This is a genomic window from Dyella flagellata (assembly GCF_030160275.1).
GTDB lineage: Bacteria > Pseudomonadota > Gammaproteobacteria > Xanthomonadales > Rhodanobacteraceae > Dyella_B > Dyella_B flagellata.
Genome location: NZ_BSOA01000047.1, coordinates 23,263 through 38,010, shown reverse-complemented (window position 1 = coordinate 38,010; position 14,748 = coordinate 23,263). Strand labels below are relative to the sequence as shown.

Here is a 14,748-nt window from a genome sequence, read left to right as displayed (position 1 = left end):
CTCAGTGATACAAGGTGCCGGTATTGACCACCGGCTGCGTTGCACGTTCTCCGCACAGCACCACCAGCAGGTTGCTGACCATGGCTGCCTTGCGCTCTTCGTCCAGGTCGACGACGCCCTGGCTGCGCAGATTTTCAAGCGCCATGCCTACGATGCCAACGGCGCCTTGTACGATACGCTCACGTGCCGCGACGATTGCGCTTGCCTGTTGCCGCTGCAGCATGGCTTGAGCGATTTCCTGCGCATAGGCGAGGTGGCTGATTCTGGCTTCCGTCACCTGCACGCCGGCGCGATCCAGCCGGGCCTGGATTTCGTCCCGCAGGTGGTTGTTGATGATGTCCCCGTGGCTGCGCAGCGACGGTTTGCCGTCATCATGGGCGTCATAGGGATAGCTTTGCGCCATCTGGCGTAAAGCCGACTCGCTCTGGATGTTTACGAAGTTTTCGTAGTTGTCCACGCAGAAAACGGCCTCCGCCGAGTCCACCACCTGCCACACGACGACGGCCGCGATTTCAATCGGATTGCCGTCGCTGTCGTTGACCTTGAGCTTGCCGCTCTCGAAGTTGCGCACGCGCAGCGATATACGCTGCCTGCTGTAGAACGGGTTGGTCCAGCGCAGGCCTTCATGGCGTACGGTGCCGGCGTATTTGCCGAACAGCTGCATGACCTGCCCTTCGTTGGGCGCGACCTGGAAGAAACCCTTGAGGGAAAAGAGCGTCAGCGCGTGTATGAATATACCCAGGCCGGCGACCCAGACAGGCACGCTGCCATTGGCCGCATTCGCGTAACACGCCACGCCGACCAGCGCGAGCGCCAGGCAGACGAAGACAAACGGAATGCCGGCGACCGAAAACCCTGTGCGTTCGTTCATGGACCGCTACTCCCAAGTTTTCAAAATTAGATATCAAAATGATATCTAATTCAAGCGGTCTGCCTGGGCCGGACGCATCGCTGGGAAAAGCATCGCAGTAGGTGGGCTTTATTCAACGGCTGCGCTGGCTGATGCCGGGCCGAGCCGGCGTCGCCAGAAGGTGGCCTGGGGCCAGCGCGTTTGCATGGCATAGAACTGAGCGAGATGGTGGAGGTAGCTGCGGTGGACTGGATGGCGCAAGGCACGGTGTATGCCAGGCTTTAGAGCATTGACCGGCTCCTTAGCCCTATCTACCACCCCACGGTAATACTGACCGGCGGAGAATTGAGCAGCTCGCTAAACGTCTGCACGGCATCGATCCGAATGCTGCCGAATTCATTGGCTGCCCGGTCGAAATGCCATGGGTTGCCGTCGCTGATGTCCAACGCGATGTGGCCGGTGTCGAAGCGCTCGATGGTGGGGTCGAAGCTACGCCAGCGTCCGTGCACCCAGGCGGTGACCCAGGCGTGGGGTACGAACACGCGTTGCTTGCTGTCGTAGCGTTTGGCGTAGAGCATGCCGACGACGACGCGCGCCGGAATATTTTCCGCGCGTGCCATGGCAGCGAGCAGCACGGCATATTCCGCACAGTCTCCACGACGATCCCGCGCGACTTCCAGTGCGGAGGCGTAACCGATGTCCAGCCCCCCTTGCGAGATGTAGCGGTTCACGAAGGCATTGAGATTGCCCATGATGTGCGATTTGTCATGCCCGCCTCCGGCCGCAAGCGATGCAAGTCGTTTTATTTCCGGGGCATCGGATTGAAGCCATGCATTCGGTTGCGTGTCCGCCGGAGTGGGTGGGCCCTGTGCGTCCAGTTCACCAACGTAAACATTGATTTGCCATTCGCCATGGCCTAGATCGACCACCGACTGCTCGTCAGTGTCGATAAATGGCCTGGTGATCGCCCTGTCAGCGACATGAACACGATAGCTGAGGAAGTCCGAAGACATTTCAGGCGTGATGAGCCGTGGGGAATCCACTAGCGCAGAATCCATCATGTTCAGGCTTTGCGTTGGCGCCTCGGCGCAGGCTTCGCTGCAGGCAACCATATCCAGTGGCTTGCCGAGCAGGGACACCGAGCCTTTGCGGATGTTGCCCCGAGCGTCCAGCCATAGATCGACGCTCTGAATGCCTTGAGGCCCCTTGAGCGTTTCCCGTTGGTGACTCAAGGTCTCCACGTGATCGACAAGTTGCACACGTTCGTTGCCGATCACGGTTACGCTCAGGTCCATCGCTAGTTGACTGGCCTGGTTGTACATCAACAGGCGGTAATCCGTGCCCGGATGGGCGATGGCTGCCCGCATGGCTTGACGCTGGCCTTCCACCAGAACGGCGCCCGCCGGCCAGGCGGTGACCGATTGGCGGGTCTGCCCGCCGGTAGTATTGGCCAGCTCCAGACGGCCATCGGGCAATCGCTTGCCTTCCACCCTGGTTTCGGTGGCGGACAGGGTGCTGCTCATGACAAACCCGATCGGTTCTCCCGCGGCGGTTTCCACGCTGCGGCTGACATTGATGTACGGAACCATCTTGTGATTGCGCTCGATCGACATAACCAGCGTCTGGGTGGTGGTGACGGTGTCGCCGGTCCGTTCGCGCTGAATCTCCTCGTGGCCGATCTTGCGGCCGTTGAGCAGCACGGTCATCCAGGTGGTATCGGGGGGCGCAGCATCCTCGGCGGCCTTTGCCAGGCTGGAGGCAAGGCACAACATCGGCACCAGCAAAAGCGGGGCGATCCGGCTGCGCATAAGTTCAGTCCGCGGGGAAACGGATTGAGATTAGTCAATGCTCTTTTGGGACTGCCGTCAATCTGCGGTGCGGCAAGCCGGGAGCCGTACAATAGGCCTTTATCTGGAGACCACAATGACGTCCATCGGCACGCCCCATTCCGACCATGCCTTGAAAGTGCTGCTGCTTGGCGCAGGCGAGCTAGGCAAGGAAGTGGCGATTGAATTGCAGCGCCTGGCCGTGGAAGTCATTGCAGTGGACCGCTATGCGCATGCGCCGGCGATGCAGGTAGCGCATCGCAGCCATGTCATCGACATGCTGGACGGCAGCGCCTTGCGCGCCGTCATCGCGCAGGAACAGCCGGACCTGGTGGTGCCGGAAATCGAGGCGATCCATACCCCTACTCTGATGGAACTGGAAAAGGAGGGTTTAACGGTCGTTCCGACCGCGCGTGCCGCGTGGCTGACTATGGACCGCGAAGGTATCCGCCGCCTGGCCGCCGAAGAGCTGGGTTTGCCGACCTCGCCCTATCGGTTCTGCGACAGCGAGGCCGAATACCGCGAGGCGGCGGCAGCAATCGGCTACCCATTCGTGGTCAAGCCGGTGATGAGTTCATCCGGCAAGGGCCAGAGCGTCGTGCACTCTGCGGCCGAGCTGCAGCAGGCCTGGGATTACGCCCAGGCAGGCGGCCGCGCCGGCAAGGGGCGGGTAATCGTGGAGGGCTTCGTTTCCTTCGATTACGAAATTACTTTGTTGACCGTGCGGCACAAGGACGGCACCAGTTTTTGCGCGCCCATTGGCCATCGCCAGGAAGATGGCGATTATCGCGAATCCTGGCAGCCGCAGCCGATGAGCCAGCTTGCCTTGGCCCAAGCGCAGCGCCAGGCGCAAGCCATTACCGGCGGGCTGGGTGGTTGGGGCGTGTTCGGCGTGGAATTCTTCGTGCAAGGCGACAGCGTGATCTTCTCCGAGGTCAGTCCCAGGCCGCACGACACCGGGCTGGTCACGCTGATCTCGCAGGACCTTTCGGAATTCGCGCTACATGCGCGGGCGATCCTGGGTTTGCCCATACCGGTCATTCGCCAGCAAGGGCCTTGCGCGTCGTGCGCGGTGCTGCACGAAGGCGAAGGTCGTGCGCCGCGCTATCACGGTATGGCCGAAGCCTTGGCCGAGTCCGACACGCAGCTGCGCATTTTCGGTAAGCCGGAAGTGAAAGGCCGTCGACGCATGGCGGTCACGCTGGCGCGCGATAACGATATCGAGGCGGCCAAGGCCAAGGCGATCCGGGCGGCCAAAGCCGTTCGCATCGAACTGTAGACTCGGCGCGACATCCTCCCTCCCGAAGCGTAGAGGAGGCAGCCCCGTAAATGGAGACAGATGATGGAACCGACAGGCTTTTCGCATTGGCTGGTAGTGCTGGTGGAAACCTTTGCAGTGCTGTTCGTGCTGCTGCTGGTGATCGCCATCCTGGTGGTGGCGGTAACCTGGGTGGTCGACCGCAGCCAGACGCACAACTCCGTGTTGCGCAATTTTCCAGTGATCGGGCACTTCCGCTATTGGTTCCTGCATCTGGGTGAATTTTTTCGCCAATACCTGTATTCCAGCGATCGCCAGGAAATGCCGTTCAACCGCGCCCAGCGCATGTGGGTGTATCGCGCGGCCAAGAATACGGAGAACACCAACGCGTTCGGCTCCACGCGCGACCTGCATCTGGAAGGTGTGCCGTTCTTTGTCAATGCCGCGTTTCCGGCCTTGGGCCAGACGCACGTCAAACCCCAGCCGGTGCGCATTGGACCGTATGCGCGCGAGCCATACGATCACGCGGCGTTCTTCAACATCTCCGCGATGAGCTTTGGTGCGCTGTCCGCACCCGCGGTGCGCGCACTCTCGATCGGGGCGGCCAAGGCAGGCATCTGGATGGACACGGGCGAGGGTGGCCTGGCGCCGTACCATCTGGAAGGCGGTTGCGATGTCGTGTTCGAAATCGGTACCGCCAAATACGGTGTGCGCACGCCGGACGGCAAGCTGGACGACGACAAGCTGCTGGCGATCTGCGCAAACCGGCAGGTGAAGATGGTCAGCATCAAGCTTGGGCAGGGCGCCAAGCCCGGCATGGGCGGCCTGCTGCCGGCGGCCAAGGTCACGCCGGAAATCGCGGCGATCCGCGGCATTCCGGTGGGCCAGGATTCGCAGAGCCCCAACCGCCATCTGGATATCGGCAACGTCCGCGAGTTGATGGATGCGATTGCGCATATCCGCGATCTCACCGGCAAGCCCACCGGCTTCAAGGCGGTGTTCGGCGGCATGGAGTGGATCGAGGAACTTTGTGTTGAAATCAAGCGGCGCGGCGTCGAAAGCGCACCGGATTTCATCATCATCGACGGCTCCGAAGGTGGCACCGGCGCTGCGCCGCAGACGCTGATGGAAGGCGTGGGCCTGCCCTTGCGCGAAGCGCTGCCGGCACTGGTGAACCTGCTGATGGAACGTGGCTTGCGCGAACGCATCAAGGTAATCTGCTCGGGCAAGTGCATCACCGCGTATGACGTGGCATGGGCGATGTCGATGGGCGCGGATTTCGTCAATTCGGCACGCGGCTTCATGTTGGCGCTGGGTTGCATCCAGTCGCTGCAGTGCAACCGCAATACCTGTCCAACCGGCATCACCACCCAGAACACGCGCCTGCAGCGCGGCCTGGTGGTGACGGACAAGAGCGAGCGCGTGGCGAACTACGCGCGCAACGTAATGTATGAAGTCGGCATCATTGCGCACAGCTGCGGTGTGGATGATCCGCGTGACCTGGACCGCACGCATTGCCGCGTGATGGGCGTCGATGGCGTTTCGGTGCCGTTGGTCAAGCTGTTTCCCTATCCGCAGGCGACAACGGAGAACGCGTAGGTTGGGGTGCAAACCCCAACATCGCTCAGCGTATAGATGACCATGTTGGGGTTTGCACCCCAACCTACGGGCTTAATCCCGCTCCAAATCCACCCAGCCTTCCGTCGTGCGTATCTGCAGCGGCTTGAAGCGCCGCTTGTAGTCCATTTTCGGATGAGCTTCGATCCAGAAGCCCAGGTACACCCACGGAATGCTGCGGCGCTTGGCCAACTCGATCTGTTGCAGGATGGCGAAGGTGCCCAGGCCGCGCTCGTGTTCGTCCGGATCGTAGAACGTATAGACGGCTGAAATGCCGGTGATGCAAACGTCCGTAACGGCTACCGCGAGCAATCGCTCGCCCTTGTGCAATTCCAGGAAGATCGTGGGGCTCCAGGGTGCCGTCAGAAAGCGCCGGAAGTCGCTGGCCTCCGCTTCGTCCATGCCGCCGCCAGGGTGCCTGGTGCGCAGATAGCGTGAATACAGCGCATGCCGTTCGCTGTTGTAGCCGGCCATGCATTCGCGCACGATCAGGTCTTCATTGTGCTTCAGGCAACGGCGCTGCGAGCGGTTCGGCTTGAACTTCGCCACGTCGATGCGGCAGGGCGTGCACGCGTGGCAGCTCGGGCAGTGCGGAAAGTACAGGTGCCCGCCCGCGCGGCGAAAGCCATGCTCCAGCGCCGCGCCGTACAGCCGGTCCAACTGCGGGGCGGCAGGATCGATCACCAGGTTCTGCGCCGTACGCCCCGGGTAGTAACCGCAGGCGTGCGGCAGCGTCTGGAACAGGCGGACATGATCGGAGCGCATGGCCTGATTCTATGACCGCTGCCGGCCGTCGTGGCAAGGTTTTTGATGGCGAACGGCTGATTTTAGCTGTGTGTATCCGTAGGCTGGGAAGGCAATCCCAGCGGAAACCGCCAAGTAGCTGGGATTGTCATCCCGGCCTACACAATATGCAGATAATGCAGGGCCAGCACCATGAAGACGCCCAGAATCGCCAGCAGCGCGATCCTTCGCACTCTTGCCACGGTGTGTTCACGGCGACTATACAGGGCGGCCACCGGATCGCGGGAAATCCTCAACTCCTCCGCGTAGCGCACCTGCGGTTCGATGCCCAGCTGGCGCAGCAGTTCGCGCGCCCTGGTGTAGTCGTCAGCCTTGCTAACCCACACCTGGGGCCAGGCGTCCCGGTTCTCATTGCGCTGGGAATAACTGAAACGCTGGTAGCTGGGGCGGTTCCAGTTGGAGCGGTTGGTGATGGTGGTTTCGACGCCGTTTTCGGTCATATAGGCCGACACGCGATCGATGTTTTCCTGCCGGGGAGAGGTGTAAAGCATGCGCATGGCTGGAGTTTACTCGCCTCGCAGCCGGATCAAGCCCTCTTGTGCCGTCGAGGCCACCAGGCGGCCGTCACGGCTGAAAATCTGCCCCCGGGCCAGCCCGCGTGCGCCCTGCGCCGTAGGGCTGTCGAACGAGTACAGCAACCATTCGTCCACCTTGAACGGGCGATGGAACCACAAGGCGTGGTCCAGGCTCGCCATCTGCAGGTTGGGCGTGAGATAGGAAATGCCGTGCGGCAAGGTGCTGGTGCCGATCAGGTGGAAATCCGACGCGTAGGCGAGCAAGGCCCGATGCAGGTCCGGCGACTCCTCCACCGGTGCGGTAAGCCGGAACCAGATGTGCTGGATGGGCGGCCGCTTGGCCGGGTGGAGCTCATCGCGCGGCCAGACCTGGCGGAATTCGAACGGGCCGTCGCTGCCCAGCCAACGCTGCAGTTTCACTGGCAGGCGGGCGAGTTCGTCCGGCGGTACCCGATGCATGGGCTCCACGTCCTCCGGCTCCGGCACCTCGGGCATGCTGGATTGGTGCTCCAGCCCCCGCTCAGGGACCTGGAAGGAAATCGCGCCGTTGAGAATGGGCTGGCCGTGCTGGATCGCCACCACACGGCGAGAAGAGAACGAGCCACCATCGCGCGCACGTTCCACGCTGTAGACGATCGGCGCATCGATATCGCCTGCGCGCAGAAAATAGGCGTGTAGCGAATGCGCCTCGCGCGAAGGATCCACTGTCTGCTGGGCAGCCGACAGCGCCTGGCCGAGCACCTGGCCGCCGAACACGAAGCGCGTGCCGATATCGCGGCTCTGGCCGCGGAAGAGGTTGTCTTCCAGGCGTTCGAGCTGCAGCAGCTCGGCCAGCTCCTTGACGTGTGTATCGCGCATCGCGGCAAATCCCCTAAGCAAATGACCGGCAATTATAGCGGGGCGGCTGCGGCAACCTCAGGGGTGGACGCCGATTCGCCGCAAATCGCTGGTCGCCAGGACTTCCTGCCACGGGAACAACGGGCCGGGATCGAGCTTGCGCGGCACCTCCCGGCCCGGATCGTCGCTGGCCGGTACGCGCGCCGTATCCAGGTCTTCGTGGCCAGCGATTTCCTGCAAGCTCAGATACTCCGTGCGCAAGTGCGCCAGCAGCTCGCGCAGCCCGCCAATTTGCGCCTCGGAGTAAGGCTCGGTCATGGTCTGGTTGCGCGAATCGAACCAGTTCGGGAAGCGTCCCCGGTTCACCAGTTCGATGCCAATGGATTGGGGGTTGTAGCCACGCACATGATGCGCCACCCGCGTGCCCGGTACATAGCGATAGACCGAACCGTCGCGATCGATGTAGTAATGGCCACTGTTGCCGGTGCCGGCTTCGTACAGCACCCGCTCCCCGTATTCGCGTGCCGTCGCGAGGTCAGGCAGCTCGGTGCAGTGGATGACTACCAACGTGACGGTGCTGGCTGGGCGCTCGGGTAGCTTGGCGACGTAAGGCAAGAGCTGGTCGTGAATGGTCAGCATCGGGGTGGCGGCAAGGGGGCGTGGGCTGGAATGATAATCCCAGCTTCGCACACGGCATCCCGATGCCGGGATTGGCATCCCAGCCTACTCACGGTACATGGAGGCTGGGGCCTCTTGCGGATCGGCAAACAGCTATCATGCACGTCCCGCTGAGCAAACACGGAGTCCCCATGCCCGGCCACATCATCCTCTCCCACGGCTCGGACTCAGGCCCCGATGCCACCAAGGTCAGTGTGTTGGCGAAGCTCGCCGAGTCGATGGGCTGGACCACGGAGCGTCCGGATTACCGCGAGGACGATAAGCCGGGCCACGCCGATTCGATCGAGCCGCGCATCGCCCGCTTGCACCAGTGCATTGCCGCTTGCGATGCGCCACCGGTGTTGGTGGGGTCCAGCATGGGCGCTTTCGTTTCCGGCTTGGCTTCGCTGGAAGTGCCCGTGGCCGGCCTGTTCCTGCTGGCCACGCCGGCGCTCATCCCCGGCAGTGACCTGGCCTTCGACGTGCGCCTGGACGTGCCGACGCTGTTGATCCACGGCTGGCGCGACGAAGTCTGCCCGCTCGACGAGATCTATGAATTCGCCGGCCGCCGCCAATTGCCGCTGTTGATCGTGGACGACGACCACCGGCTGACTGAGCATGTCGATTCGATCAGCCGCCAGTTCGGCCTTTTTCTGGAACAACTTTGAAGCAGTTCTTTGCAACCTGCCCCAAGGGGCTTGAATACCTGCTGCGCGATGAGCTGATGTCGCTGGGCGGCGTCGACGTGCATGAAGCGCTTGCTGGCGTGCGCTTTTCCGGCAGCCTGGAAACGGCTTATCGCGCCTGCCTGTGGTCGCGCTTGGCGAGCCGTATCCTGTTGCCGGTGGCGGAATTCGAAGCGGCATCCGACGAGGCTTTGTACGCAGGTGTGCAAACCATCGACTGGTCCGAACATCTCGCGCCGCACGCCACGCTGGCGGTGGATGCCAATACCGCGCAAAGCAAGCTCACGCATAGCCAATATCTGGCGCAGCGGGTGAAAGATGCCGTGGTCGACCAGTTCCGCCAGCGCGGTCAGGCGCGTCCGGACGTGGATACCGAAGAGCCGGATGTGCGTATCAACCTGCGTTTGCGGCGCGATCGCGCGACGGTGTCGATCGATCTTGCCGGCGCGCCCCTGCATCGCCGCGGTTGGCGTGAAACACAGGGCGAGGCTCCGCTCAAGGAAAACCTGGCCGCGGCGATGCTGTTGCGTGCGGGCTGGCCGGCCATCTACGAGCAAGGCGGCGCGTTGCTCGATCCCATGTGCGGCTCCGGCACGATCCTGATCGAAGGTGCCTTGATGGCGGCGGATGTCGCGCCGGGTTTGCGCCGTGACTACTACGGCTTTCTCGGTTGGAAGCAGCACGACATTGCACTGTGGCGCAACCTGCTCGAAGAAGCTGGCCGGCGTGCGGAAATCGGCTTGCCGATGCTACGCAGCGGTTTCTTCGGTTCCGACGCGGATTCGCGCATGGTGCAAATGGCCAAGCGCAATGCACAGGAAGCAGGCGTTGCCGGCTTCTTTACGCTGGATCGCCACGATGCGCAGCACGTGCGTCCGCCAGCCGGCTTTACGCAAGGCCTGGTCATCACCAACCCGCCGTATGGCGAGCGCCTGGGTGAGCGCGAAAGTCTGCCGAAGCTTTATCGTGGCCTGGGCGAGACCCTGCGCGATCATTTCACCGGATGGCGCGCAGCCGTGCTTGCCGGGGACGCGGAACTGGGGCGCGCCACTACTTTGCGCGCAGAGAAGAAATACGCGCTGTACAACGGCGCGCTGGAAACGGTGCTGCTGATCTTCGAACTGCATCCGCGTGACGAAACACCGCGCGAAAAGCCGCCGCTATCGCCTGGCGCGCAGATGCTGAAGAACCGGCTGGAAAAGAACGTCCGGCATTTGCACAAACGGCTGGAGCGCGAAGGTATCCATGCCTGGCGCGCTTACGACCAGGATCTGCCGGAATACGCCGCGGCGATCGACGTTTATGCAGACACATCCGGCAGCAGCCACCTGCATATCCAGGAATACCGCGCACCCGCGGACGTACCTGCCGAACTGGCGCGCACGCGCCTGCGGGAGATCGCGCGCGTGGCTGGTGAAGTGTTCAATGCGCCACGCGCACGCACTGCCATCAAGACACGCGAGCGCGGCAAGGGTGGTTCCAAATACGGCCAGTTCGATCAACGCGGGGAATTCATCGAAGTGGAGGAGGGCGGTTTGACCTTCCTGGTGAACCTCTACGATTACCTCGATACCGGCCTGTTCCTCGATCACCGACTGGTCCGCGCAAAAGTGCGCGAGCTGGCGGCAGGCAAGCGCTTTCTCAATTTGTTCGCCTATACCGCGACGGCCAGTGTCTACGCAGCGGCAGGCGGTGCGCGCGATACCACCAGCGTCGATTTGTCGGGCACGTATCTGGAATGGGCGTCGCGCAATCTTGCGCTGAACGGCTTTGCAGGTGAAGGGCATCGTCTTGTCCAGGCGGATGCAAGCAGTTTTCTCGAGCGCACGCGCGAGCGCTATGGCTTGATCTATGTCGATCCGCCGACCTTTTCCAACTCCAAGCGAGCGGAAGATTTCGACGTCCAGCGCGATCACGTCAAATTGCTTCTGGCCTGTGCGCAGCGACTCACGCACGACGGCGTAATCTTGTTTTCCAACAATTTTCGCCGCTTCTCGCTCGATCGCGAGGCGCTTGAACCACAGCTTGCCATCGAAGCCTGGGGGGCGGGCAGCATTCCGTTCGATTTCTCGCGGCGCGCAAACATTCACGATTGCTGGCTGCTGCGTCCACAGGCCGCTGAAGACGCGGCCAATCCGTGGGCAAATGCTCGTATCAAGAAGTGAAGCGCATGCTACGGCGGTGGTCAAGGAACAGCTAAATTCCTGGCAAAAATGCTTGTGTTAAGAAGTGTAAGCCTTCAGTACGGATTAAGTGCCTCAGGTCCACCATTCACCAAGTACTGACGGAGGCGTGTCATGCTTAAACGGAATGTCGGCAAGTTCGTTGCGGTCAGTCTGGCCCTGGCGGCAGCCGGGGCGGCGCTACCTCTCAGCGCATCGGCGCATCCCTGGGGCGGCTACGGTTGGCACGGTGGCTATCACGGCGGCTATGGTTACTACCATGGCGGTTACGGTTATTACCACGGCGGCTGCTATCACTGTGGTTACTGGAGTGGCGACCGCTGGATTGCCGGTGCCATCGTGGGTGGCGCGGTGGCCGGTCTTGTAGCGGGAGCTGTGGCGGGTCCACCGGTTTACTACGCTCCGCCGGCGTACTACGCGCCGCCGCCTACCGTGGTGTATACGCCCGGCACCGTGGTCTACCAAAGTGCTCCACCGCCGGTGGTGACAACCACCACTGTGATCACGAACGATCCCTACCAGACGCGCTATATCGGTCCGTCCAACTGATAGCCGGATCAATCCTGCAAAAAAAGCCCGGCGCATTGCCGGGCTTTTTTTGCTTCAAGGGCTCTTGGCCGGCTGCTGCGTTCTCACGCTATGGTATTTGGCGCGGTCGCGATAACCATCGTAGGTCGCTTCGTCGATCAGGCCGACCGATTCAATGGCGCAAGGGGGTTGTTCCCGGGAGCGGATTTTTTCTCCAACGCCGCCGCAGATGCGCACGGGCGTGATGGCCTTGTCCGCTTCGCTGGGTATCAACTGAAAACCTCGATTGCCGATGCCCAATTTGTCGCAGCTTCCCTTGATTTTCACCAGGTAACGCTGGTAGGGGCCGGTACGCAAGATCACATTCTGCGCATCTACTACATGCCATTCGTTGATCTGGTCGAGGCGGATGCAGTCCTTGTAAGGCAAGGTATTGGTGCTTGCCGATTGCGCCGAGGCGGATACAGCGGTCGCCACCAGCACAACGCCCAGCACGACAGATAGGACAGTCTTCATGGGGTCACCTCACGGCTATATCAAGCATGGATTGTCCCGGCCAACGCCGGCCATATTCCTGCCATGTGCGCATCACAGAATATGAACAATCGCTGCGGCATGGTGGCTGTATGATCGTCCGCTGTTCCGCGCTCCACAAGGTGTATCGCAGCACGTTCGCCCCTATCGAGCCTGCGTAATGAATGTCCCCACATTCACTGTAGATACCGAAGATGCCGTCGCGCGGTTCATGCGCATACGCCGGCACACGCTGGCGCTGTGCGTGGGATTGAGCGGCGAAGACCTGCAAGTGCAATCGATGCCGGACGCCAGTCCGGGCAAATGGCATCTGGCGCATACCACCTGGTTCTTCGAGCAATTCGTGCTGGGGCACGACCCGGCCTACCGATCGCCGAACCCCGAATGGCGTTACCTGTTCAATTCCTACTACGAGTCGGTCGGGCCGATGCACGCACGTCCGCAGCGCGGCTTGTTGTCGCGACCGGCGCTGGGCGAGATCCGCGACTACCGTGCGTGCGTCGATGAGGCAATGGGCGAGTTGCTGGCCGGTGACGTCAATACTGAACTGGCCGCTCGCATCGAGTTGGGTTTGCAACACGAACAGCAGCACCAGGAGCTGCTGCTTACCGACATCAAGCACATGTTCTCGTGCAACCCGTTGCAGCCGACGTATCGGGATGCAGCCGATCAAAGGGAAAGCCGAAGCTCCCCATTGCGTTTCCTGCCAGGGCGGCAGGGGCCGGTCGACATCGGCCACGAAGGCGACGGTTTCACCTACGACAACGAAACGCCTAGGCACGCCACCTGGCTTTCCGCACATGCATTGGCCAACCGCCTGGTGACCAACGCCGAATACCTGGCGTTCGTGCGTGATGGCGGCTATCAGGAAGCAGGGCTGTGGTTGTCCGATGGCTGGGCGACAGTGCAGCGCGAGGGCTGGCAACGGCCTTTGTACTGGCAGGACGACCTGGCCAGCGAATTTACGCTGGCCGGCGTTCGCCCGCTCGATGCTCATGCCCCGGTCTGCCATATCAGCTACTTCGAAGCGGATGCGTTCGCGCGCTGGGCCGGTGCGCGGCTGCCCACCGAGGCGGAGTGGGAAGATGCCGCGGCACGGCTGCCGGTCCACGGCAACTTCCAGGACGACGCCCATTTTCATCCGATCGCCAGTTCGCCGGGCGATGGTCTGCAGCAGATGTATGGCGACGTGTGGGAGTGGACTGCCTCACCCTATGTCAGCTATCCGGGTTTCAAACCCCTGCCGGGTGCGCTGGGTGAATACAACGGCAAATTCATGAATGGTCAGTGGGTGTTGCGCGGGGGCTCGTGCGCGACGCCGCGCGATCACATCCGCGCCAGCTATCGCAATTTTTTTCCGCCCCATGCCCGCTGGCAATTCGCGGGCATTCGACTGGGACAGGACCGATGAGTGTGCAAGCATATGCAGTACGTGACGAGCAACGTCCACCCGATAACCTGTTGTTGCAGGTGGTGCAGCGCGGTCTGCGCTCGCAACCCAAGCGCCTGCCTTCCTGGCTGTTTTACGACGAACGCGGCTCGGCCTTGTTCGAGCAGATTTGCGAGCAGCCGGAGTATTACCTCACCCGTGCCGAAATCGCGCTGCTGAATCAACATGCCGGCGAAATCGCCGAGCTGCTCGGGCCGGACGTACGCATGGTCGAATACGGCAGCGGTCATGCGATCAAGACGCGCTTGCTGCTGGAACACCTGGTCACCCCGGTGGCATGGGTGCCGATCGAGCTTTCCCCCGAACCTTTGCGGCACAGCATGGAACGCATGGCCGGGTATTTTCCGCAGCTGCCGATCCAGCCGTTGGCGGTGGATTTCACTAGGCCGTTGCGCCTGCCCGTGCCGCCGCGCGCACCGCGCCGCACCGTGGTCTACTTCCCTGGCTCCACCATCGGCAACTTCGAGGAGCGTGATGCGGCGCAGCTGCTGCGCAAAATGCGTAGCGAGATGGGCGACAACGGCGGCATCCTGGTCGGTGCGGATCTGAAGAAAGATCGCGCAACGATCGAGGCGGCCTACAACGATCGCGCCGGTGTCACGGCTCAATTCACGCTGAACATGTTGACGCGCTTGAATCGTGAGCTTGGCTGCAACTTCGATCTGGGCGCGTTCCGGCATCGTGCGCATTACAACGCGATGGCGGGACGAATCGAAACGCATATCCTCAGTGACCGCGAACAACGCGTGCGCGTAGGGCGCTTGCAAGTGCTGTTCCGCGAGGAAGAGGCGATGTTGGTGGAGTACAGCTGCAAGTATTCGCTGCAGGATTTCGCGGCGCTGGCTGCAACGGCAGGCTTGGCCGTGCGACAGGTGTGGTTTGACCCGGAGCGGAAATTCAGCCTGCAATACCTTACACGCGCCGCGTAACTGCTCTTTCCATGTAGGCTGGGATGAAATCCCGGCATCGCCATCTGCACGAAAGCTGGGATTGCATCCCAGCC

Annotated in this window: 14 protein-coding genes; 7 read left to right on the top strand and 7 right to left on the bottom strand. The window is 62.0% G+C overall.

Annotated features, from left to right (window positions below; genetic code table 11):
- Window position 1 precedes the first annotated feature (1 nt).
- Both QQJ96_RS18350 and QQJ96_RS18345 read right to left on the bottom strand, forming a co-directional pair.
- Window positions 2-871 carry an SPFH domain-containing protein gene (locus tag QQJ96_RS18350; RefSeq protein WP_284333479.1) on the bottom strand — a complete coding sequence of 290 codons (870 nt, stop codon included), beginning with the start codon at window positions 869-871 and terminating at the stop codon, window positions 2-4.
- 290 nt (window positions 872-1,161) lie between these two features.
- On the bottom strand, window positions 1,162-2,658 hold the full coding sequence (locus QQJ96_RS18345) for a transglutaminase-like domain-containing protein (protein ID WP_284333478.1): 1,497 nt from the start codon (window positions 2,656-2,658) through the stop codon (window positions 1,162-1,164).
- A 115-nt stretch (window positions 2,659-2,773) separates the two neighbouring features.
- Here QQJ96_RS18345 and purT point away from each other — a divergent pair, with 115 nt between their 5' ends.
- Both purT and QQJ96_RS18335 read left to right on the top strand, forming a co-directional pair.
- On the top strand, window positions 2,774-3,955 hold the full coding sequence (gene purT / locus QQJ96_RS18340; protein WP_284333477.1) for a formate-dependent phosphoribosylglycinamide formyltransferase: 1,182 nt from the start codon (window positions 2,774-2,776) through the stop codon (window positions 3,953-3,955).
- Window positions 3,956-4,018: 63 nt separating this feature from the next.
- Window positions 4,019-5,533, top strand: a complete 1,515-nt coding sequence (locus QQJ96_RS18335) for an FMN-binding glutamate synthase family protein (RefSeq protein WP_284333577.1) — start codon at window positions 4,019-4,021, stop codon at window positions 5,531-5,533.
- Window positions 5,534-5,605: 72 nt separating this feature from the next.
- Here QQJ96_RS18335 and QQJ96_RS18330 read toward each other — a convergent pair whose 3' ends face one another.
- The 4 genes from QQJ96_RS18330 to QQJ96_RS18315 form a co-directional block, all read right to left on the bottom strand.
- Window positions 5,606-6,316 carry an arginyltransferase gene (locus QQJ96_RS18330; protein ID WP_284333476.1) on the bottom strand — a complete coding sequence of 237 codons (711 nt, stop codon included), beginning with the start codon at window positions 6,314-6,316 and terminating at the stop codon, window positions 5,606-5,608.
- A 137-nt stretch (window positions 6,317-6,453) separates the two neighbouring features.
- Complete coding sequence (locus tag QQJ96_RS18325) at window positions 6,454-6,852, bottom strand: hypothetical protein (protein WP_284333475.1); 399 nt, start codon at window positions 6,850-6,852, stop codon at window positions 6,454-6,456.
- A gap of 9 nt (window positions 6,853-6,861) precedes the next feature.
- A complete protein-coding gene (locus QQJ96_RS18320) occupies window positions 6,862-7,728 on the bottom strand; it encodes an acyl-CoA thioesterase (RefSeq protein ID WP_284333474.1) in 867 nt (288 codons plus the stop codon).
- A 57-nt stretch (window positions 7,729-7,785) separates the two neighbouring features.
- Window positions 7,786-8,346, bottom strand: a complete 561-nt coding sequence (locus QQJ96_RS18315) for an N-acetylmuramoyl-L-alanine amidase (protein ID WP_284333473.1) — start codon at window positions 8,344-8,346, stop codon at window positions 7,786-7,788.
- Window positions 8,347-8,516: 170 nt separating this feature from the next.
- Between QQJ96_RS18315 and QQJ96_RS18310 the strand changes: the two genes are divergently transcribed.
- The 3 genes from QQJ96_RS18310 to QQJ96_RS18300 all read left to right on the top strand — a co-directional run bounded on the left by QQJ96_RS18310 (window position 8,517) and on the right by QQJ96_RS18300 (window position 11,782).
- Window positions 8,517-9,032, top strand: a complete 516-nt coding sequence (locus QQJ96_RS18310; RefSeq protein ID WP_284333472.1) for an alpha/beta hydrolase — start codon at window positions 8,517-8,519, stop codon at window positions 9,030-9,032.
- A complete protein-coding gene (gene rlmKL, locus QQJ96_RS18305) occupies window positions 9,029-11,215 on the top strand; it encodes a bifunctional 23S rRNA (guanine(2069)-N(7))-methyltransferase RlmK/23S rRNA (guanine(2445)-N(2))-methyltransferase RlmL (RefSeq protein WP_284333471.1) in 2,187 nt (728 codons plus the stop codon). The genes QQJ96_RS18310 and rlmKL overlap by 4 nt, the downstream gene beginning before the upstream one ends.
- Before the next feature lie 132 nt (window positions 11,216-11,347).
- The gene (locus tag QQJ96_RS18300; protein ID WP_284333470.1) at window positions 11,348-11,782 is read left to right on the top strand and encodes a hypothetical protein; all 435 of its coding nucleotides are present in this window, start codon (window positions 11,348-11,350) and stop codon (window positions 11,780-11,782) included.
- 54 nt (window positions 11,783-11,836) lie between these two features.
- On the opposite strand, the gene QQJ96_RS18295 is transcribed toward QQJ96_RS18300, so the two are convergent.
- Window positions 11,837-12,277 (bottom strand): DUF6491 family protein, encoded by a 441-nt coding sequence (locus QQJ96_RS18295; protein WP_284333469.1) that lies wholly within the window; start codon window positions 12,275-12,277, stop codon window positions 11,837-11,839.
- Between the two features lie 178 nt (window positions 12,278-12,455).
- Between QQJ96_RS18295 and egtB the strand changes: the two genes are divergently transcribed.
- Both egtB and egtD read left to right on the top strand, forming a co-directional pair.
- Complete coding sequence (egtB, locus tag QQJ96_RS18290) at window positions 12,456-13,706, top strand: ergothioneine biosynthesis protein EgtB (RefSeq protein WP_284333468.1); 1,251 nt, start codon at window positions 12,456-12,458, stop codon at window positions 13,704-13,706.
- Entirely contained in the window at window positions 13,703-14,674 is a 972-nt protein-coding gene (gene egtD, locus QQJ96_RS18285) for an L-histidine N(alpha)-methyltransferase (protein ID WP_284333467.1), read from the top strand. The genes egtB and egtD overlap by 4 nt, the downstream gene beginning before the upstream one ends.
- Window positions 14,675-14,748 lie beyond the last annotated feature (74 nt).

What these genes read in the sequence shown, in the direction of transcription:
- QQJ96_RS18350 (WP_284333479.1), bottom strand. Translation starts at nt 871, where the DNA reads ATGAACGAACGCACAGGGTTTTCGGTCGCCGGCATTCCGTTTGTCTTC.
- QQJ96_RS18345 (WP_284333478.1), bottom strand. Translation starts at nt 2,658, where the DNA reads ATGCGCAGCCGGATCGCCCCGCTTTTGCTGGTGCCGATGTTGTGCCTT.
- purT (WP_284333477.1), top strand. Translation starts at nt 2,774, where the DNA reads ATGACGTCCATCGGCACGCCCCATTCCGACCATGCCTTGAAAGTGCTG.
- QQJ96_RS18335 (WP_284333577.1), top strand. Translation starts at nt 4,019, where the DNA reads ATGGAACCGACAGGCTTTTCGCATTGGCTGGTAGTGCTGGTGGAAACC.
- QQJ96_RS18330 (WP_284333476.1), bottom strand. Translation starts at nt 6,316, where the DNA reads ATGCGCTCCGATCATGTCCGCCTGTTCCAGACGCTGCCGCACGCCTGC.
- QQJ96_RS18325 (WP_284333475.1), bottom strand. Translation starts at nt 6,852, where the DNA reads ATGCGCATGCTTTACACCTCTCCCCGGCAGGAAAACATCGATCGCGTG.
- QQJ96_RS18320 (WP_284333474.1), bottom strand. Translation starts at nt 7,728, where the DNA reads ATGCGCGATACACACGTCAAGGAGCTGGCCGAGCTGCTGCAGCTCGAA.
- QQJ96_RS18315 (WP_284333473.1), bottom strand. Translation starts at nt 8,346, where the DNA reads ATGCTGACCATTCACGACCAGCTCTTGCCTTACGTCGCCAAGCTACCC.
- QQJ96_RS18310 (WP_284333472.1), top strand. Translation starts at nt 8,517, where the DNA reads ATGCCCGGCCACATCATCCTCTCCCACGGCTCGGACTCAGGCCCCGAT.
- QQJ96_RS18300 (WP_284333470.1), top strand. Translation starts at nt 11,348, where the DNA reads ATGCTTAAACGGAATGTCGGCAAGTTCGTTGCGGTCAGTCTGGCCCTG.
- QQJ96_RS18295 (WP_284333469.1), bottom strand. Translation starts at nt 12,277, where the DNA reads ATGAAGACTGTCCTATCTGTCGTGCTGGGCGTTGTGCTGGTGGCGACC.
- egtB (WP_284333468.1), top strand. Translation starts at nt 12,456, where the DNA reads ATGAATGTCCCCACATTCACTGTAGATACCGAAGATGCCGTCGCGCGG.
- egtD (WP_284333467.1), top strand. Translation starts at nt 13,703, where the DNA reads ATGAGTGTGCAAGCATATGCAGTACGTGACGAGCAACGTCCACCCGAT.